The organism is Solimicrobium silvestre, from assembly GCF_002976435.1.
Lineage (GTDB): Bacteria > Pseudomonadota > Gammaproteobacteria > Burkholderiales > Burkholderiaceae_D > Solimicrobium > Solimicrobium silvestre.
Genome location: NZ_PUGF01000006.1, coordinates 152,430 through 169,384 on the forward strand (window position 1 = coordinate 152,430; position 16,955 = coordinate 169,384).

A 16,955-nucleotide genomic window follows, 5' to 3' on the forward strand; every position below is an offset into this window, starting at 1 on the left:
TTCATGACTAGCCCAGAAATTCAAATCAGCAGCGACAAAGCTAAATTAAATATCGACTTTATTCACGCTGAATTGGCGTGCAAATATTGGTCGATCGGTATTCCACGTTCTATAGTAGAAACCGCCATCGCACATTCTTTATGCTTCGGTGTGTATCTGAATGAAAGCCAAATCGGTTTTGCGCGCGTCACCAGCGACGTGGCGACCTTTGCTTATTTGTCGGATGTATTTATTCTGGATCAATATCAGGGACAAGGTTATGCGAAGCGTTTAATATCTGAAATTCAAGCGCATCCGCAGTTACAAGGCTTGCGACGCTGGATGTTAATGACGCAGGATGCGCACAGTTTATATACACAGTTTGGATTTAAGGCGCTAGCTCATCCTGAGCGTGCGATGGAAAAAAACCAACCCAACATTTATCAAAAACAATGATCGAATTTAAACAGGTCAGCAAACATTTCCCTCCCGGTATCTCGGCACTATCGGATATTTCATTTTCTATCGGACGTGGTGAACTGGTCTTTTTGGCTGGGCCATCCGGAGCGGGCAAATCCACTATTTTAAAAATGATTGCGGCCATGGAACGCCCGAGTAGCGGCCAGGTTTTGGTGAATGGTCAGGATATTACCCGCTTAAAATCGGCCAGCTTGCCTTACTTCCGGCGCAATTTAGGTTTGATTTTGCAAGATCACGCGCTGCTGCTGGATCGCACCGTGGTGGCGAATGTAATGTTGCCGTTATTGATTAGCGGCGCATCCCGCGATGACGCGCTGATGCGTGCAACTACTGCGTTAGAAAAAGTGAATCTAGCCGACAAAGCCGAGGCCTATCCACTGGCCTTATCTGGTGGCGAACAACAACGCGTCGCCATCGCGCGCGCCATTGTGAACCGGCCGCAGCTTATTTTGGCGGATGAACCGACCGCTTATCTGGATCGAGATAACGCCACACAAGTGATGAATGCGTTACAGGCTTTTCAAGCGGCGGGTGTGACCTGTATTATTTCCAGCCACGATGAAGAATTTTTGGGTAGTGCAAGTCGCGTGATTTATTTGAATCAAGGCAAACAGAGTCAAACCTGGCAATCCGCAGCAATGGCAACATCGTCAGCAGCCTAATTCACTTCAAACTATAACAATACTCCTCATGAAAACTTGGTTACGACAACATGCTGCAGCCAGCGTCGATGCAGCAAAACAGATTCTTAGTGCACCGGGCAATTTCTTTTTTAATGTGCTGGTGACGGCGTTTGCCTTGTCCTTGCCGATTGCCGGACTGACCTTAATTGAAAATGTACGACCGATTTCCAGCCAGTTGTCCATTGCGCCTGAGTTAAGCCTGTTTTTGAAAACCGACCTGAGCCGCAGCAATGCCACGGCGTTCGCCGATACCATCAAAAAACTCATTAAAACCACGCCAGCTAAAGTAGTTTTTATCCCGCGTGAAACGGCGCTTGCTGCATTGCAAAACAGTTCGGGGTTAGGCGATGTACTGACAACATTAGGCGACAATCCCTTGCCTGATGCTTATGTGCTTAGTTTTGAGGAGCATTTTGAACTGACGACCCAGCAATCCAGCCCAGAAAAAATCGAAGCCTTAGCAGCACAACTACAAAAACTACCTGAAGTTGATCATGTGCAGATCGATTCCAACTGGATCAAACGTTTGGCGGCATTAATGCATCTGGCGCAATTTGTTTTGGCAGCGCTGGCCATTGCATTAAGTGTGGTCGTGATTACGGTGGTGTTTAATGCCACCCGCTTGCAAGTACTGTCGCACCGCGCTGAAATTGTGGTGATTCGCCTGTTAGGTGCAACCAGTCAATACATACGGCGCCCTTATTACTATACCGGTGCCTTATTAGGCTTAGCCGCTGGTTTAACTGCATTAGCCATTGTTGCTGCCGCATTGCAACCGATGAACCAGGCAATTGTAGAATTTGCCAGTTTGTACGGATCAGAGTTTCATTTAACGCCGTTAAACCTCACTTTTAGCGTGTATTTACTGGTTTCAAGCGCCTTATTGGGCTTATTCGGCGCTTTTCTATCCGTACGGCATCAAGTTAAGCAGCTTAATTAGCGTTTAAGCTGCATCCTTTGCAAATACCCCACTCTTCTTATCTAAAAGTTCAATTAAATTCATTCCGATACAAGTTTTTACAACAAAACTAGATCATTAGCACTCATTGCAAGAGAGTGCTAATATAATGGCTGAAGCATTTCTGTTTAGCTTTATTAATTGACAGCAACACTACTGATTGGAACAACGCATGAACCATTCAACAAACGCATTACCACTTACTTCATCCAACACCGCATTAGCATTGGGCTTTACCGGTACACTCGGTAATATTGATGCCTACATTTCTGCGGTCAATCGCTTACCAATGCTGACTCACGAAGAAGAAATCAGATTAGCTACGGCCTTGCGCGATGAAAATGATCTGGCTGCAGCGCAACAAATGGTTATGTCGCATTTACGTTTAGTGGTTTCCATTGCTCGCGGTTATTTGGGCTACGGCTTGCCGCATGCTGATTTAATCCAAGAAGGCAATATTGGCTTGATGAAAGCGGTTAAGCGTTTTGACCCTGATCACGGTGTACGTTTGGTTTCTTACGCCATGCATTGGATTAAAGCCGAAATGCATGAATACATTTTAAAAAACTGGCGCTTGGTGAAAGTTGCTACAACTAAAGCACAACGCAAATTATTCTTTAATTTACGTAGCCACAAGCTCGGTTTTGAAAGCATGACTCAAAGCCAGATTGATAACTTGGCCGAAACATTGAATGTAAAACGCGAAGAAGTCATTGAAATGGAAATGCGTTTAGCTGGTCGCGACATGGCCTTAGATGCACCGACCGACGATGACGATGATAAATTTGCGCCTATCGCATACTTAGCTAGCGACAACAATGAGCCGACCAAAGTATTGGAAGCGCAGCATTATGATCAGTTGCAAACAGTTGGTTTGGAAACGGCGTTAGAGAATTTAGATGCGCGTTCACGCCGTATTATCGAAGCACGCTGGTTGGCAAATGACGATGGCAGCGGCGCAACTTTGCATGACTTGGCAGCTGAATTCAGTGTTTCTGCTGAGCGGATACGCCAGATTGAAAGCGCAGCTTTGAAGAAAATGAAAGGTAGTTTAGCGGCTTACGCTTGACGCTAAATCTTAATTTTCAGTTGTAATAAAAAAACGCTCTTCGGAGCGTTTTTTGTTTTCAGCATACCGCAGCATATATTTTTAAATAGATCTTGCACTAGGCTGAACAACCAAGCGCTGACTAGCCCGCCAAGTTGCATCAATTGGCAAACAAATAGGCTCGGCAATCGCAGCAGCTTCCACGCACAACATCCGCTCATAGCCATTTGGCTCTAAATCCGCCAAGGTACGCCCTAATTCAGCGCCGGGGTTCCAGACAACAGCATCGGCAAATCCATTACTAAACACGGCCAAACGTTGTCTAGCTTGCTGTACATCCAGTCTGGTTGGTGCATTCATGTAAATGCGATCAACCTGACCATGAATTGTTAGTACTTCATCCATTTCTACGCAATTTTCCACGCCGATAACTGAATCACGATAATGCGTACCCTGCAAACCAATTACCCGCACTTGTTCAATATGCTCAACACGTAAATAGGTATGTAGCGCGCAGGTAAAAGAGAATTCGGTGTTGCCAGTATTGTGGATCGCCAATTCAATTTCCAACTCGGCGCCGGACAACGTAACGGTCAATTCAGCCCAAAATGCGTGCGGCCAGATTGCTCGTGTGATTTCGTTATCACGCAATTCAAACACGGCGCGATCAGGATGATCTGATGCGCGTTTATGCCACAACTGGGTGCGGGCAAATCCGTGTTTGGGTAACAAACCCAAACTGGCGAATTGCGGAAAAATGACAGGAACGCCGCCGCGCAGCGCGGCACCGGCATCGCTAGATGAGGTTTTACTTAGAAATAACTGTTCTGGCTGATTAGCCGGAATCCAAGAGATTACCTGCGCACCGTTGTGGGCGATTTGTACCTGAGCCCCATCGGCAGTGCGCAGAGTCGTTATCATCTTGCTGTACAGATTAATTATTAAGCAGTAGTTTCAAATCATGCGCAATCGGTGCTGGGCCCTGATTAAAGCGCGCGAACAAACGGATATGGCCTTCTTTATCAAACACATAGCTACCGGCGCTATGGTCTATGGTGTAGCTGCCAGGCGTTTTACCTGGAACTTTTTCATAGAAAATTTTGAAGTCATCAGCAATTTTTTTAGTGGCGGACGCGTCGCCAACCAAACCTAAAAAGCGCTTATCAAAGGCAGGCACATATTGCGATAATATTTTTTTGGTATCGCGTTCAGGGTCCAAACTCACGAATAACACTTGCACCTGATCTGACAATGGCCCTAACTCTTGCATCACCGTTGACAGTTCTGCCATTGTAGTTGGGCATACATCGGGACATTGGGTATAACCAAAAAACATCACAACAACTTTGCCTTTGAAATCAGATAAATGACGCATCTTGCCATTGAAGTCGGGCAGACTAAAATCATTCGCATAGGCCAAACCAGTCACATCGGTATTTTTAAAATCAGGTTTGGCGTTCTGACTGCATGCGCCAAGAGAAAGCAATAATCCGAAAAGAATAATGAGTTTTTTCATGGGAGTTTCAGTATTTAAAATAATGGTCGACTAACAAAGCCGCAAATAATAACGATAGATAAATGATAGAAAAAGTAAAGGTTTTTCTAGCTAATTTATCGCTGTAATTTCGATGGATTTGCCAGGCGTAATATAAAAATATGGCGCCTAATAGCATAGCGCTCACCAGATAAATCAGACCACTCATTCGAACCGCAAACGGCAGCGTGGTAGTGGCGACTAAAGCGATAGTGTACAGCCAGATATGCAAACCGGTAAATTTCATGCCATGAGTAATCGGCAGCATCGGCAAGCCAGATTTGGCGTAATCATCGCGACGGTACAAAGCTAATGCCCAGAAGTGCGGCGGGGTCCAGACAAAAATAATTAATACCAATAACCAGGCTTGCATCGGCACGTCATTGGCAATCGCAGCCCAACCGAGCGCTGGCGGCATGGCGCCAGATAAGCCGCCAATCACAATATTTTGCGGCGTCGCAGGTTTGAGTAAAACAGTATAAATAACGGCGTAACCGATGAAGGTGACAAGGGTCAGCCACATGGTGAGCGGATTCACCAGAAAGTATAAAACCAGCATTCCGGCGCCGCCGATGATGGCGGAAAACACGCAGATTTGTTTAACCGAAATTTCACCTTGCGCCGATGCACGCCGTGCGGTGCGCGCCATCAATGCATCAATCTCACGTTCCATCAAGCAATTTACCGCAAAGGCAGCACCGGCCAATAACCAGATACCAATGGAAGCTGCTAGCACGATGTGCCAGTCAGGCATATCCGGGGTAGCTAAAAACATCCCGATCACGGCGCAAAATACGGCTAATTGCGTCACACGTGGTTTGGTTAAAGCCAGATACTGCGAAAGTCGACTGGGTTGATCGATCATGGTATTCATACGTTCCTGAGTTTTACTTCAATTTTACTAATTAATTTCACTTCAACTTGACTAGCGTCGACGCAGATCCACAGGAATCTGGACTCGATAGTTTAACACGGTCAACAAGCCCAAGAGCAGCGCAGCGCCGCCGTTATGTAATACGGCTATCCCTAACGGCCAGTTAAATAAAATGTTGGCCAAACCGGTGCAGAACTGCACTAGCAATACCAGCATTATCGCTTTTGCGACTTTACTCACGCCCATCATATTGCGCGCCCGAAACGCGACATAGCCGGAACTAATTACCACCAGCAATGCAAAATTTCTGTGTACCCAATGGATGGCGGTAAGCGCGGCGAATGACAAGTAATCGCCATTCGCGGTCTTGCCCAATTCACGCCACAGGCTAAAGCCATGTTCAAAATCCATCGGTGGGATTAACGCGCCCTGACACATCGGATAATCGGTGCAAGCCAGCACCGCGTAGTTAGTACTAACCCAACCTCCGAGTGCGATTTGTATCAGCAAAATCAACCACGCCGCACGTGCCAGCCATTTCAGTTTTAAGGCCTCATGTGCAACCCGAATCGGCACAGTTTCAATGCGTGCCGCCAACCATGCCAGCATCACGAGCAGCCCCATTCCCAATAGCAAATGTGTGGTGACGATAATCGGTTGCAATTTTAAGGTCACCGTCCACATACCAAACGCGCCTTGCAAACAGACAAATAAAAACAATACCGTGGCGTAGACTGGCGCGCCTTCAAATTGCTTGCGCTTGATCCAGGCAATAATCATTTGCGCCACAATCAGCACGCCTACCGATGCGGCCAAATAACGATGGATCATTTCCACCCAGGCTTTAAAGTGGGTAACAGGGCCTTCTGGCATAGCGGTTTGCGCTGCACTAATCGCAGCGTGCGAGATGAACGGATTCGCCGCGCCATAACATCCAGGCCAATCAGGGCAACCTAAACCGGAATCGGTTAAGCGCGTAAAACCGCCAAACATAATTAAGTCAAAGGTTAAAAATAACGTTACTAAAACTAGTTTGCGGTATTTATTAGCGTCGCTGGAAACCCAGACGATAGTAAGCGGCAATGCGGCAACCAATAGCGCGGTCAGAACAATTTGAATCCACATGTTATTAGCCGATGCTGGAAGCTTTGAGTAATTTATCGAGATCTTTTTTGATTTTATACGGATCTGCATCGACGCTGTAACGCATCATCAAATTACCTAAGGGATCAATTAAATATAAACGATCTTGCATCGTGCTGCCCTGCTCTGCTGGCAACCACGCTTCTACGTTTTTTGCATCGGCACGTAACACATGAGTGCCGTCGTATTCACGCAGCAAACTGGTCTCCATCGGATTTTGATCCGTTATAACTAACACGCGCTCGATTCTATCCATGTCTTTGCCTTGCATTAAGCGCAGTTGGCGCATATTGAGCAAACTCTTTTTGCATGCAGCCTGACAATCGGAAGCACTCACTTGCAGCATGATCCACTTACCTTTATAGGCATCCAGTTCTTGCGCGCCAGAGCCTTGCAATTGGCTGTCTAGTTTAGGCATTGGATACAAACGCGGATCAAGCAACGTGCCGTAATTGGTGCGGCCAGTCGGTTTGATCACATAGTAGGTCAGGTAAGAAAAAAACAGCGGCGACGCGCAAATAGCGATCACCAAATACAATTTCCATCTACCGCGATGAATTTGTTGCGGCGTATGTTCATTCGCTGATTTATTCACGGGGTTAGTCATTGTGTCGCTCACTTTTTCGTTCACTTTATTTTCCGCCTTATTTTCCACGCTTTAAACCTGTCACTAAATAAAATAATAACGCCATGCCAGCTAATGCCAGCCACTGAAATGCATAGCCGCGATGCCGTTCCGAACCCATTGAAGCACGTGGCCAGTCACGCAACAAGCCATCTTCCGGGCCTTTAGTTTGCTCGACGATAAACGGATAAGTCGGCAACTTGCTGGCTGCTATAAACGCATTTACTTCCAAATTTTGAATCAGTGCATTCGGCTGCAGAGTGGCACTTTGTCCTAATTGTAAAACATGACCGCTATTTGCCTTGAGCGTTCCCTCAATTTGAATTAGGCCTGAAGGTGTTTGGTACTTTTTAATTGCAGCTCGATCTAGCGAATTTCTGGGTAGCCAGCCACGGGCAATTAATACATAGCTGGATTGCCCCTGTAGCTTAAACGGCATCATGACTACAATGCCAGCCATGCCATTCATGGGTCGGTTATCTAAATATACAGGCCAGTCTTTGACGAATTCGCCCGTCAAAACAACCCGAGTGTATTCTATCTGATTAATATCTTGCGAGGACGGCAACGGAATTGCTGGCGTATTTTCCCGAGCTAGCAACTTCGCTTCGATGGCCTCTTTTTGATGGGCTCGTTGCGTTTGCCAATATGACAGCGAGCATCCTAGCGCAACTAACAGCAGCGTAGCGATGAAAGGAACTAGTCTAAAACGAAAGGTAAGCATTACAATAGGAACTCATTCATATGCGCAACGCGCCATTAAATAACATGAAAATCTTCGTTGCCATCGCCTTCATTCTCATCATTGCCAGCCTCGGTTCCGCACTGATTTATTTAATGAAGGATAAGGGGCAAAGTATGCGCACCGTCAAAGCCCTGGCGTTCCGCGTCGGCTTTTCAGTCGCCTTGTTTATTTTGATCCTGATTGCTTATCATTTCGGCTACATACAGCCTACCGGAATTTAATATCTTAACCCAAACAAAAAACCGCACCTAAAAGTGCGGCTTTTTTATTGGCCAACGCGGTATTACAACCAATACACCACGACATACAAACCCAACCAAACCACGTCCACAAAGTGCCAGTACCAAGCAGCACCTTCAAACGCAAAATGATGCGTTGGCGTGAAGTGACCTTTTAAGTGGCGGTACAACACAACCGACAACATAATTGCACCCATCGTCACGTGGAAACCATGGAAACCGGTCAGCAAGAAGAAGGTTGAGCCATAAATACCTGAAGTCAGTTTCAAATTCAGTTCAGTGTAGGCATGCATATATTCATAGCCTTGCAAGCCCATGAAGGTTGCGCCTAACAAAATGGTCGCAAATAAGAACAACGAGGTTTTTGCACGATGACCAGCAATCAACGCGTGATGCGCGATGGTTAGCGTAACGCCGGAAGAAAGCAGTAATGCTGTGTTAATCGTTGGAATTGGGAACGGGCCCATTAACTTGAATGTTTCGATCGTTCCGGCTGGACCGATATTACCCCAATGCCCCACAAAATCAGGCCACAGGACTTTGTTGTCCAGGTCAGCCAGCCAAGGCATGGAAATAGAGCGGGCATAAAACAACGCGCCAAAGAATGCGCCAAAGAACATCACTTCTGAGAAGATAAACCAGCTCATGCTCCAGCGATAAGAAAGATCAACGCGCGCGTTATATTGGCCGCCTTCTGATTCCTTAATCGCATCGCCAAACCAAAAATACAAAACAACCAGAGTGAGGAAAATACCGGCAAAATTAACGTACATCGCATACGGCAAACTATTCACCCAGGCAGCAGCGCCTAACATCGTCAGGAGCAAAGTAGCTCCTGCTAAAAATGGCCACTGTGAAGGACCTGGAACAAAATAATATGGCGCTTTGGCGTGCCCTGAACTCATTTTTATCTCCTGAAACAAAACTTGACGATCAAATTATTATTGGTTTGCCACAACACTTTTCACAATTAAGATCAGTGTTGCGATGAATATTGCTGCAACTGAAATTCCTGCAATAACCACATAAATAGGATTTAATTTTGCGGCATCTTGCTCATACGAGCTTTTTTTACGTAGGCCAACAAACGACCAGCAAACTGCTTTAATTGTTGCGAAAAACGAGAGCTTACGTTGTGACGCATCTTTTAAATCCGACATAGAACCTCTTATGTATTCAGACTACCAAACTAAACAGGTGCTTTTACGGTATTCCCGCCAACCTCAAAAAACGTATACGACAAGGTAATCGTCGTCACATTTTTAGGCAATTTAGGATCAATAAAAAATACGACCGGCATTTGTCTAGCTTCATTAGGTCCCAACGTTTGCTGCTTAAAACAAAAGCACTCCACTTTCTTAAAGAAAGGGGTAGCTTCCTGTGGCGCATAACTGGGTATTGCTTGCGCATCCATTTTACGTGGCTGCGAATTCACTACTTCATAAACAACTTGTGTCATCTCGCCAGGATGGATTTTCATGCTACTGACCACGGGTCTAAAGCGCCAGGGGCCGGTCGTGTTTGCATCAAACTCCACCGTCACAACACGGCTTTTATCTATTTGGGAATTAACTGGGACGGTTACTTTATCATCCTTGGTCGTGAGAATATTCACTCCCGTTAACTCGCAAATTTGTTTATAAACAGGAATTAATGCAAACCCAAAACCAAACATTAATACGGCAACTACCACCAACTTACCTAGCATTACGCTATTGATTTTTGCCAGTAGTTTTCCTGCTTTTGAATTTTTCATTGCCTAAACCAAATTTGCTTAACAAATATACCGACGAAAAACACCGCTACTACAGTAGCCAGAATGAGCGCTGTTTGAAGATTTTTTGATTTTTGACTTCGCATGGCAATCGCAATAAGGGGCATTAGCCCCCTACTTCCTATTTGACGGTTGGTGGTGTTTCAAACGTGTGGAATGGCGCTGGACTTGGGATTGTCCATTCCAGACCCTCTGCACCTTCCCAAGGTTTGTCGCCAGCAGGTTTTCCACCACGGTAGGCAGGAATTACCACAAACAGGATGAAATACAGCTGTGTGAAACCAAAGAAAAACGCACCAACACTGGCCAACATGTTGAAGTCAGTAAATTGCGCTGGATAATCAGCATAACGACGTGGCATACCTGCTAAACCCAAGAAGTGCATAGGGAAGAAGGTAACGTTAAACCAGAATAATGAGCTCCAGAAGTGAATTTTTCCGCGAGTTTCGTTGTACATGAAACCTGTCCATTTTGGACTCCAGTAGTAGAAGCCGGCAAACAGACCAAACAGGGAACCAGCAACCAATACGTAGTGGAAATGTGCCACTACATAGTAGGTATCTTGCATCTGAATATCAATTGGAGTTACCGCCAAAATCAGTCCGGTAAAGCCGCCGATAGTAAATACGAAGATAAAACCGATTGCAAACAACATTGGAGTTTCAAATGTCATCGAACCTTGCCACATGGTCGCAATCCAGTTAAACACTTTTACACCGGTTGGAACCGCAATCAACATGGTTGCGTACATGAAGAACAGTTGTGCTGTTACCGGCATACCCGTTGTAAACATGTGATGCGCCCAAACGATGAAGGACAAAATCGCAATAGAAGCCGTTGCATAAACCATCGACGCATAACCAAACAAAGGCTTACGCGCAAAGGCGGGAATAATCTGGGAAACGATACCGAATGCAGGAAGAATCATGATGTATACCTCTGGATGTCCGAAGAACCAGAAAATATGTTGATACATCACAGGATCACCGCCACCGGCAGCATTAAAGAATGAAGTACCGAAATGACGATCAGTCAACGTCATGGTAATAGCACCCGCCAACACCGGCATAACCGCGATCAGCAAGTAGGCAGTAATTAACCAAGTCCAGCAGAACATCGGCATTTTCATCAAGGTCATGCCAGGAGCGCGCATGTTCAGGATGGTGGTAATGATGTTGATCGAACCCATAATGGATGAAGCACCCATGATATGAATCGCGAAAATCGCCATATCCATTCCAGGGCCCATTTGCGTTGACAGCGGCGCGTACAGTGTCCAGCCAGCGGCAGTTGCGCCACCAGGAACCCAGAACGAACCCATCAACAGAATTGCGGCAGGAGGCAATAACCAGAATGAAAAGTTATTCATCCGCGCAAATGCCATATCGGAAGCACCGATTTGCAGAGGAATCATCCAGTTTGCGAAGCCAACGAAGGCAGGCATAATCGCACCAAACACCATTACTAAACCGTGCATGGTGGTGAGTTGATTAAAGAATTCAGGCTGCATAAATTGCAGACCCGGCTGAAATAATTCAGCACGAATCATCAGTGCCATCGTGCCACCAGCAAACAGCATGGTGAGCGCGAAGATCAAATACAAAGTACCGATATCTTTATGGTTGGTAGCAAACAACCAGCGACGAAATCCGTGCGGATGATCATCATGCGCGTGGTCGTGAGAGTGATCAGCGGCGTGTGCGTGATCCATTGTGGTGTTACTCATTAGTATCTCCTATGAATTACTTACGCGCAGCCAGAATTTCTGCTGGTTGAACAATATTTTCTTGTGCCTTGTTAGACCAGTTATTACGGGTAAAGGTAATAACCGCAGCGATGTCTGTGTCTGACAAAACATTTTTCCAAGTTGGCATGGCGTTTTTACCATTCATCACTATATGCATTTGCGCTTCTTTTGGGCCGGCAACAATCGGCGAACCATCCAACGCTGGGAATGCACCCGGAACACCTTTACCATTAGCTTGATGACAAACTATGCAGTTCGCTGAATAGACTTTTTCGCCGCGTTGTTTTAACTCATCCACAGTCCACACTTTGTTTGGATCATCTGCCAGTGCAGCCATTTCTTTTTTCTTGCCATCTACCCATTTAGTGTAATCAGCTTCACTGACTACATTAACTACTACTGGCATAAACGCGTGTTCTTTACCGCATAACTCAACGCATTGACCGCGATACTTACCTATTTTTTCTGCCTTGAACCAAGTGTCGCGAACAAAACCAGGAATAGCATCTTGTTTGATACCAAAAGCAGGAATTGTCCAGGAATGGATAACGTCATTAGCGGTAGTAATAATGCGGATTTTTTTGTTGACTGGCACAACGACTTCGTTATCTACCTCAATCAGATAATTTTCACCGCGTGCTTGTGTTGGTGGCTTACCTGGCCCGCCGATTTGCTCTCTTGGTGTGGACAGATTGGACAGGAAAGAAATGCCTTCGCCTTCACCTTTGAGATAGTCGTAACCCCATTTCCACTGCATACCAGTGGCTTTAATAGTGATGTCTGAATTGGAGGTGTCTTTCATGGCGACCACTGTTTTAGTCGCTGGCAATGCCATGGCAATCACGATGATGAATGGCACGATAGTCCATGCAATTTCAACGGTGATGCTTTCATGAAAAGTCGCTGGTTTATGACCCAACGATTTGCGGTGTTTTAATATGGAGTAAAACATCACTCCGAACACGATGAGGAAAATAACCATGCAAATGATCATCATCAAAGTGTGAAGATTGTAAATTTGTTCTGCTATCTGTGTCACTGGCGGCTGAAAATTCATGCCACGTACTGCTGGACCACCTTTACTGTCAACAACTTTATCAACAACTTGTTGCGCCCATGATGATACTCCCGCCATCATCATTAAGGAACCAAGCATTAACGATGGCAATCGCTTTGCATATTTCATGTTTTCCCCAAAAACCAATTAGAATTCTTTTCACAAGGCAGTATGTTTTAGCACTAAAAATTGTAATAATTTTGCATGCAAACTTCATACTTCTTACTATGTATTTACTAACTGTTTTAAATAGTTGTTTGTCTCCGCTTATATTTATTGTACCGACCTATATATAGTCAAATAACTAAGCGCCATTCACAGTCACGAGAGTATATGTCGGAAACTAACTTGTTATCAAGCACTATGCGGCCCAAATCCCACGGATTTGACTAAAGTCAAGTGGTGCTCTCAAAAAATATGCTTTAACTTATATTAACTTAGACTATTTATTTTTTTAAGTGCTCAAACTTAATAATGCTTTCGCCGGGATTACCTCGTTTCGGGGCAGGTTTGAATGCATGACCATAAATTATCTCCAGCGTGAGCGGAATCAAGCCATCTTCGTTGCGCAACTGCTCCAGTTTGTTGCACATATGCTGCCACGCCATTTTACCGATTAATCCCTTGCCTCGCGTTTGCAAGGGATTGCCTCCCATCGAACGCACCTCAGCCAGCAATTGCGCGGCAGTTGAATACGTTAAGGTAATCACTTCCATATCCATTACCGGCGTTGCAAATCCGGCACCCACCAACATATCGCCAAAATCGTGCATATCAACAAAAGGTAATGTGTGCGGCGTTTGATCTATGTCATTGAATGCATGGCGAATTTCTTTTAAGCTATCAGGCCCAAAGCAAGAAAACATGAGCAAGCCATTTACTCTTAATATGCGCCGCCATTCTTTAAAAACCTGATCCGGCTCGGGATGCCAATGTAGCGCCAAATTTGACCACACCAAGTCCGTTGCCTGATCAGCCAAAGAGGTGCGGCAAAAATCACCATTAATCAAGTTGCTGTTCTTTTTACCCGAAAATAACCATTTAGACAGCAAACCTTGCATCGACAACGCTGTCGCCTTCGGCTCTTGCAAAGCCAGTTGCAGCAATTCCTGCGAAGCATCAATGCCGATTATTTGCGCATTCGGATAGTTATTTTGCAAAACACCCACTTCGGCACCGCGACCACAACCAGCATCCACCACTTGTGCAGGATCAAGCCGCACCAATTGCAAACGCTCTAACATTCTGGCGGCAATTTCCCGATTAATAAAATCGGCAGCCTGCAATGCTGCTGGCTGACTAAATAGCTGGCGAACACGGTTTAAATCGATTGGAGCGCTTTGCATAAAACACATCACTATAAATGAGACAATGTCGCAGTTTACACGCTGATTGGGTGCCATGTTACGGAAATTACTTCATGCCAACGTAAGAAGCCTTAAAAGCACAGTAGCCGCGGGCATTGCCAAACTTATCCCATCAACCTGCCTACTTTGCGGACTGGAAAATGAACACATTATTTGTTGTGCATGTTCTGCCCAGTTTTTTTCAGGCAACCCAAAACGCTGTATTAGCTGCGCACTCCCCATCCTAAAACATGACACACATTGCGGTGCCTGCTTAAAAAAACCACCGGCTTTTGATCACACCACGGTTGCTTGCGATTATGTCGCACCGCTTGATCAACTTATTTTAGCGCTTAAGTTTGGACATCGATTAGCAATAGCGCCCGCACTCGCTGAGTTGTTAGCCAATGCCGTGCATGATATTCCCGAGTTATTAATTGCGGTGCCGCTAAGCAGGGAAAGACTGGCGCAGCGTGGCTTTAATCAAGCGCTGGAAATAGCCAAACCACTAGCGCACAAACTGCAACGCCCGATTTACCCACGCCTGCTGCTACGGGTGCGCGACACTGAAGCGCAAACGCTACTGCATCCAGACCAACGCCATGAGAATATCCGGTATGCATTTTCCCCGAATGATGGCTATGCAGATAAAATACGGGGTCGGCATATAGGCGTAGTAGATGACGTGATGACAACGGGCTCTACCTTGCAAGAAATTGCCGCTTGTTTAAAACGGCATGGGGCAAAGCGAGTTAGTAATATAGTTTTTGCACGTACGCCGCCACACTAATTTTTTCAGGAGAATGTTTTGTTTCATGTTGTTTTGGTTGAACCTGAGATCCCGCCGAATACCGGCAATATTATCCGCCTGTGCGCCAATACCGGCGCGCAATTGCATTTGATTGAACCGCTCGGCTTTCCCTTGGAGGACAGTAAATTAAAACGCGCCGGGCTGGATTACCATGAATACGCCAAAATGCGCGTACACCCCAATTGGCAGGCATTTATAGATCAATTAAAGCCTGATCCAGCGCGGATGTTTGCGCTCACTACGCATGGTTCTGCCCTGTTCTCTGAAGCGCGTTTTCAGCCGGGCGATGTCTTTGTATTTGGCTCGGAAACAAAGGGCCTGGACCCTGCTTTGCGCAACTCGTTTGCCAGCGAACAGCGCATACGTCTACCGATGCAACCGGACAATCGCAGCTTGAATTTATCGAACACGGTTGCTATCGTAGTCTTTGAGGCTTGGCGCCAAAATGGCTTTTTGGGTGGATCTTGATTAAAATGCCACACTTACACACACAAGGAATGATCATGCTCAAACGCAACTTACTTATTCTTCTCAGCGCACTGGCGTTGACCAGCGCGGTACAGGCACACGAATTTAAATTGGGTGATATTCAAATCGGCCATCCGTATGCGCGCGCAACGGTACCGCAGCAAACTTCCGGCGGCGCTTTTCTTGCCCTTGAAAATACTGGCAAGACAGACGACAAGCTCATCAAAGTTGAATCCAGCATGGCAAACTCGGTTGAGATTCACAACATGGAAATGGTGGGGGATGTGATGAAAATGCGTGAAGTCGATCTAATCGACCTCAAAGCCGGCAGCAAAATCAGCATGAAACCCGGTGGTGGATATCACATCATGCTGATCGGCTTAAAGAAGCAACTCAACGCGGGCGATAAATTTCCGCTGACTTTACAGTTCGAAAAAGCCGGAAAAATTGAAGTCATGGTTTTTGTTGAAGCGAATACCAATACCACCCCTGCCGCTTCCGACATGCATGACCATCACTAATTACGTACTTTAGCCAGCAATTTAGAAGTCGAACGGTCATGTAAAAAATTGATCGCTTCGACTTTTCCGCCATACGCCAATACCGCACGGCCCTCTGGAATAGCGTCCATTTGATAATCACCGCCTTTGGCGTAAATATCTGGGCGACCTGCCTGAACTACCTCTAACGCCGTATCTTCATCAAACGCAATCACTAAACTGACTGATTCCAACGCAGCCAGTACCGCCATGCGATCTTCGCAATTATTAATCGGACGGTCATCGCCTTTGCCCAGTCGTTTTACTGAAGCATCGGTATTCACCGCCACCACTAATGAAGCGCCGAGTGCGCGTGCCTGCGCCAAATAAGTAACATGGCCGCGATGCAAAATATCAAACACGCCATTGGTCAACACCACGGGTTTTGGTAAGGCACTAATGCGTTGTTGCAGGGCGGCGGCTGTGGTGATTTTTTCTTCAAACATACACGAACTCCAAAGATTTTTAGCGGATAACTTAGTGGCGAATTTTACCAGCAGAAAAAATGACTATTTACTCGTTTTTATAAAAACAGGCTTACAAATACTTTGTGATTTCTTTAAATTCACTCACTATCTCACCCGAATTACGCGAGCCTTTTTTAACGGCATTTTCTAGGCAATGATCAATATGGTCATGTACCAGCACTTTCTTGGCATTGGCAATCGCTTTTTCTACTGCCTGTAATTGCTGGACGATTTCAAGACATTCACGATCACTTTCCAGCATATCGATAGTGCTTTTCAAATGGCCGGCTGCGCGTTTTAAGCGCTTGATAATATCAGGGTGTGACGTATGTGTGCTCATGGTTTTATGGTATCCCCCCGGTTAGGATATTGCGAGAGTCATTAATTTAAACAATTTATAGATTTATTACGATTTTTTTACTTGACGGCAATCAATCG

General features: G+C 45.7%; 23 protein-coding genes. 8 read left to right on the plus strand and 15 right to left on the minus strand.

What is annotated here, in order from left to right:
- Positions 1-3: 3 nt before the first annotated feature.
- From S2091_RS08375 to rpoH, 4 genes are all read left to right on the plus strand, one after another.
- Positions 4-435: a GNAT family N-acetyltransferase gene (locus tag S2091_RS08375; RefSeq protein ID WP_105531348.1), complete on the plus strand. Its 432-nt coding sequence runs from the start codon at positions 4-6 to the stop codon at positions 433-435.
- Positions 432-1,121 (plus strand): cell division ATP-binding protein FtsE, encoded by a 690-nt coding sequence (locus S2091_RS08380; RefSeq protein ID WP_105531349.1) that lies wholly within the window; start codon positions 432-434, stop codon positions 1,119-1,121. The genes S2091_RS08375 and S2091_RS08380 overlap by 4 nt, the downstream gene beginning before the upstream one ends.
- Positions 1,122-1,149: 28 nt before the next feature.
- On the plus strand, positions 1,150-2,082 hold the full coding sequence (locus tag S2091_RS08385; protein ID WP_105531350.1) for a cell division protein FtsX: 933 nt from the start codon (positions 1,150-1,152) through the stop codon (positions 2,080-2,082).
- Positions 2,083-2,272: 190 nt separating this feature from the next.
- A complete protein-coding gene (gene rpoH / locus S2091_RS08390) occupies positions 2,273-3,169 on the plus strand; it encodes an RNA polymerase sigma factor RpoH (protein ID WP_105531351.1) in 897 nt (298 codons plus the stop codon).
- An 81-nt stretch (positions 3,170-3,250) separates the two neighbouring features.
- On the opposite strand, the gene S2091_RS08395 is transcribed toward rpoH, so the two are convergent.
- From S2091_RS08395 to S2091_RS08420, 6 genes are read right to left on the minus strand one after another with little or no spacing between them, the layout of a single operon-like run.
- Entirely contained in the window at positions 3,251-4,069 is an 819-nt protein-coding gene (locus S2091_RS08395) for a D-hexose-6-phosphate mutarotase (RefSeq protein WP_105531352.1), read from the minus strand.
- A gap of 13 nt (positions 4,070-4,082) precedes the next feature.
- Positions 4,083-4,664, minus strand: coding sequence for an SCO family protein (locus S2091_RS08400; protein ID WP_105531353.1), 582 nt, complete (start codon positions 4,662-4,664; stop codon positions 4,083-4,085).
- 7 nt (positions 4,665-4,671) lie between these two features.
- On the minus strand, positions 4,672-5,556 hold the full coding sequence (gene cyoE / locus S2091_RS08405) for a heme o synthase (RefSeq protein ID WP_105531354.1): 885 nt from the start codon (positions 5,554-5,556) through the stop codon (positions 4,672-4,674).
- Positions 5,557-5,607: 51 nt separating this feature from the next.
- Positions 5,608-6,681, minus strand: a complete 1,074-nt coding sequence (locus S2091_RS08410; protein WP_105531355.1) for a COX15/CtaA family protein — start codon at positions 6,679-6,681, stop codon at positions 5,608-5,610.
- Between the two features lie 4 nt (positions 6,682-6,685).
- Positions 6,686-7,330, minus strand: coding sequence for an SCO family protein (locus S2091_RS08415; protein ID WP_341476991.1), 645 nt, complete (start codon positions 7,328-7,330; stop codon positions 6,686-6,688).
- Positions 7,331-7,343: 13 nt separating this feature from the next.
- The gene (locus S2091_RS08420) at positions 7,344-8,048 is read right to left on the minus strand and encodes an SURF1 family protein (RefSeq protein ID WP_105531356.1); all 705 of its coding nucleotides are present in this window, start codon (positions 8,046-8,048) and stop codon (positions 7,344-7,346) included.
- A gap of 44 nt (positions 8,049-8,092) precedes the next feature.
- On the opposite strand from S2091_RS08420, the gene S2091_RS08425 reads away from it, so the two are divergent.
- On the plus strand, positions 8,093-8,290 hold the full coding sequence (locus S2091_RS08425) for a twin transmembrane helix small protein (RefSeq protein ID WP_105531419.1): 198 nt from the start codon (positions 8,093-8,095) through the stop codon (positions 8,288-8,290).
- Between the two features lie 62 nt (positions 8,291-8,352).
- On the opposite strand, the gene S2091_RS08430 is transcribed toward S2091_RS08425, so the two are convergent.
- The 7 genes from S2091_RS08430 to S2091_RS08455 all read right to left on the minus strand — a co-directional run bounded on the left by S2091_RS08430 (position 8,353) and on the right by S2091_RS08455 (position 14,232).
- A complete protein-coding gene (locus tag S2091_RS08430; RefSeq protein ID WP_105531357.1) occupies positions 8,353-9,213 on the minus strand; it encodes a cytochrome c oxidase subunit 3 in 861 nt (286 codons plus the stop codon).
- Positions 9,214-9,249: 36 nt separating this feature from the next.
- Positions 9,250-9,468 (minus strand): DUF2970 domain-containing protein, encoded by a 219-nt coding sequence (locus S2091_RS08435; protein WP_105531358.1) that lies wholly within the window; start codon positions 9,466-9,468, stop codon positions 9,250-9,252.
- Positions 9,469-9,497: 29 nt separating this feature from the next.
- Positions 9,498-10,064, minus strand: coding sequence for a cytochrome c oxidase assembly protein (locus tag S2091_RS08440; RefSeq protein WP_243405355.1), 567 nt, complete (start codon positions 10,062-10,064; stop codon positions 9,498-9,500).
- Positions 10,061-10,189, minus strand: a complete 129-nt coding sequence (locus S2091_RS24450; protein WP_341476992.1) for a cytochrome oxidase small assembly protein — start codon at positions 10,187-10,189, stop codon at positions 10,061-10,063. The genes S2091_RS08440 and S2091_RS24450 overlap by 4 nt, the downstream gene beginning before the upstream one ends.
- 14 nt (positions 10,190-10,203) lie before the next feature.
- The gene (ctaD, locus tag S2091_RS08445) at positions 10,204-11,808 is read right to left on the minus strand and encodes a cytochrome c oxidase subunit I (RefSeq protein WP_105531359.1); all 1,605 of its coding nucleotides are present in this window, start codon (positions 11,806-11,808) and stop codon (positions 10,204-10,206) included.
- A 16-nt stretch (positions 11,809-11,824) separates the two neighbouring features.
- Positions 11,825-13,015, minus strand: a complete 1,191-nt coding sequence (gene coxB / locus S2091_RS08450) for a cytochrome c oxidase subunit II (protein ID WP_105531360.1) — start codon at positions 13,013-13,015, stop codon at positions 11,825-11,827.
- A 317-nt stretch (positions 13,016-13,332) separates the two neighbouring features.
- Positions 13,333-14,232 (minus strand): methyltransferase domain-containing protein, encoded by a 900-nt coding sequence (locus S2091_RS08455; RefSeq protein WP_243405357.1) that lies wholly within the window; start codon positions 14,230-14,232, stop codon positions 13,333-13,335.
- 55 nt (positions 14,233-14,287) lie between these two features.
- On the opposite strand from S2091_RS08455, the gene S2091_RS08460 reads away from it, so the two are divergent.
- Genes S2091_RS08460 through S2091_RS08470 form a run of 3 tightly spaced genes read left to right on the plus strand, consistent with a single transcriptional unit; the run spans position 14,288 to position 16,032 of the window.
- On the plus strand, positions 14,288-15,022 hold the full coding sequence (locus tag S2091_RS08460) for a ComF family protein (protein ID WP_105531361.1): 735 nt from the start codon (positions 14,288-14,290) through the stop codon (positions 15,020-15,022).
- Positions 15,023-15,040: 18 nt separating this feature from the next.
- Positions 15,041-15,511, plus strand: coding sequence for a tRNA (uridine(34)/cytosine(34)/5-carboxymethylaminomethyluridine(34)-2'-O)-methyltransferase TrmL (trmL, locus tag S2091_RS08465; protein WP_105531362.1), 471 nt, complete (start codon positions 15,041-15,043; stop codon positions 15,509-15,511).
- Between the two features lie 35 nt (positions 15,512-15,546).
- A complete protein-coding gene (locus tag S2091_RS08470; protein WP_105531363.1) occupies positions 15,547-16,032 on the plus strand; it encodes a copper chaperone PCu(A)C in 486 nt (161 codons plus the stop codon).
- Here the strand turns inward: S2091_RS08470 and rfaE2 are convergent.
- Positions 16,029-16,496 (minus strand): D-glycero-beta-D-manno-heptose 1-phosphate adenylyltransferase, encoded by a 468-nt coding sequence (gene rfaE2, locus S2091_RS08475; protein ID WP_105531364.1) that lies wholly within the window; start codon positions 16,494-16,496, stop codon positions 16,029-16,031. The genes S2091_RS08470 and rfaE2 overlap by 4 nt on opposite strands.
- 91 nt (positions 16,497-16,587) lie before the next feature.
- A complete protein-coding gene (locus S2091_RS08480) occupies positions 16,588-16,857 on the minus strand; it encodes a metal-sensing transcriptional repressor (RefSeq protein WP_105531365.1) in 270 nt (89 codons plus the stop codon).
- Positions 16,858-16,955 lie beyond the last annotated feature (98 nt).

Excerpts from the sequence above, each read along its gene's own strand:
- S2091_RS08375 (WP_105531348.1), top strand. The coding sequence starts at position 4 with ATGACTAGCCCAGAAATTCAAATCAGCAGCGACAAAGCTAAATTAAAT.
- S2091_RS08380 (WP_105531349.1), top strand. The coding sequence starts at position 432 with ATGATCGAATTTAAACAGGTCAGCAAACATTTCCCTCCCGGTATCTCG.
- S2091_RS08385 (WP_105531350.1), top strand. The coding sequence starts at position 1,150 with ATGAAAACTTGGTTACGACAACATGCTGCAGCCAGCGTCGATGCAGCA.
- rpoH (WP_105531351.1), top strand. The coding sequence starts at position 2,273 with ATGAACCATTCAACAAACGCATTACCACTTACTTCATCCAACACCGCA.
- S2091_RS08395 (WP_105531352.1), bottom strand. The coding sequence starts at position 4,069 with ATGATAACGACTCTGCGCACTGCCGATGGGGCTCAGGTACAAATCGCC.
- S2091_RS08400 (WP_105531353.1), bottom strand. The coding sequence starts at position 4,664 with ATGAAAAAACTCATTATTCTTTTCGGATTATTGCTTTCTCTTGGCGCA.
- cyoE (WP_105531354.1), bottom strand. The coding sequence starts at position 5,556 with ATGAATACCATGATCGATCAACCCAGTCGACTTTCGCAGTATCTGGCT.
- S2091_RS08410 (WP_105531355.1), bottom strand. The coding sequence starts at position 6,681 with ATGTGGATTCAAATTGTTCTGACCGCGCTATTGGTTGCCGCATTGCCG.
- S2091_RS08420 (WP_105531356.1), bottom strand. The coding sequence starts at position 8,048 with ATGCTTACCTTTCGTTTTAGACTAGTTCCTTTCATCGCTACGCTGCTG.
- S2091_RS08425 (WP_105531419.1), top strand. The coding sequence starts at position 8,093 with ATGAAAATCTTCGTTGCCATCGCCTTCATTCTCATCATTGCCAGCCTC.
- S2091_RS08430 (WP_105531357.1), bottom strand. The coding sequence starts at position 9,213 with ATGAGTTCAGGGCACGCCAAAGCGCCATATTATTTTGTTCCAGGTCCT.
- S2091_RS08435 (WP_105531358.1), bottom strand. The coding sequence starts at position 9,468 with ATGTCGGATTTAAAAGATGCGTCACAACGTAAGCTCTCGTTTTTCGCA.
- S2091_RS08440 (WP_243405355.1), bottom strand. The coding sequence starts at position 10,064 with ATGAAAAATTCAAAAGCAGGAAAACTACTGGCAAAAATCAATAGCGTA.
- S2091_RS24450 (WP_341476992.1), bottom strand. The coding sequence starts at position 10,189 with ATGCCCCTTATTGCGATTGCCATGCGAAGTCAAAAATCAAAAAATCTT.
- ctaD (WP_105531359.1), bottom strand. The coding sequence starts at position 11,808 with ATGAGTAACACCACAATGGATCACGCACACGCCGCTGATCACTCTCAC.
- coxB (WP_105531360.1), bottom strand. The coding sequence starts at position 13,015 with ATGAAATATGCAAAGCGATTGCCATCGTTAATGCTTGGTTCCTTAATG.
- S2091_RS08455 (WP_243405357.1), bottom strand. The coding sequence starts at position 14,232 with ATGCAAAGCGCTCCAATCGATTTAAACCGTGTTCGCCAGCTATTTAGT.
- S2091_RS08460 (WP_105531361.1), top strand. The coding sequence starts at position 14,288 with ATGTTACGGAAATTACTTCATGCCAACGTAAGAAGCCTTAAAAGCACA.
- S2091_RS08470 (WP_105531363.1), top strand. The coding sequence starts at position 15,547 with ATGCTCAAACGCAACTTACTTATTCTTCTCAGCGCACTGGCGTTGACC.
- rfaE2 (WP_105531364.1), bottom strand. The coding sequence starts at position 16,496 with ATGTTTGAAGAAAAAATCACCACAGCCGCCGCCCTGCAACAACGCATT.
- S2091_RS08480 (WP_105531365.1), bottom strand. The coding sequence starts at position 16,857 with ATGAGCACACATACGTCACACCCTGATATTATCAAGCGCTTAAAACGC.